This is a genomic window from Paraburkholderia sp. BR10954 (assembly GCF_040965775.1).
Taxonomy (GTDB): domain Bacteria; phylum Pseudomonadota; class Gammaproteobacteria; order Burkholderiales; family Burkholderiaceae; genus Paraburkholderia; species Paraburkholderia youngii.
Window position 1 is genome coordinate 1 of record NZ_JBFRCK010000291.1, and the last position, 276, is coordinate 276.

Annotated in this window: 1 protein-coding gene; it reads right to left on the minus strand. The window is 65.6% G+C overall.

Annotated features, from left to right (window positions below; genetic code table 11):
* Window positions 1–276 (minus strand): AMP-binding protein (locus tag AB4Y34_RS42285; protein WP_368719357.1); only part of this gene is annotated, 276 nt, incomplete at both ends.

Below are 276 nucleotides of genomic sequence, written 5' to 3' on the forward strand. Positions count from 1 at the left end.
CCTGCGACAGCGTAACGAAGCACTCATAGACCGACAGGTCGAAGCCGATCGAGGTAGAGAACAGCATGCGGCTGGTCTCGGATTCCGCAAACACGCTGCGGCTCCAGTGCAGCAGGTTCACGGTGCTCCGGTGCTCGACCATGACGCCTTTGGGCGTGCCGGTGGAGCCCGACGTGTAGATCACATAGGCCAGATGACGTGGACCCAGGCCCAGCGCGCGCGCATCCGGATCCGATGCCGGCTGCCCGGCCCACGCCGGTGACTGCGCCTCCAGCT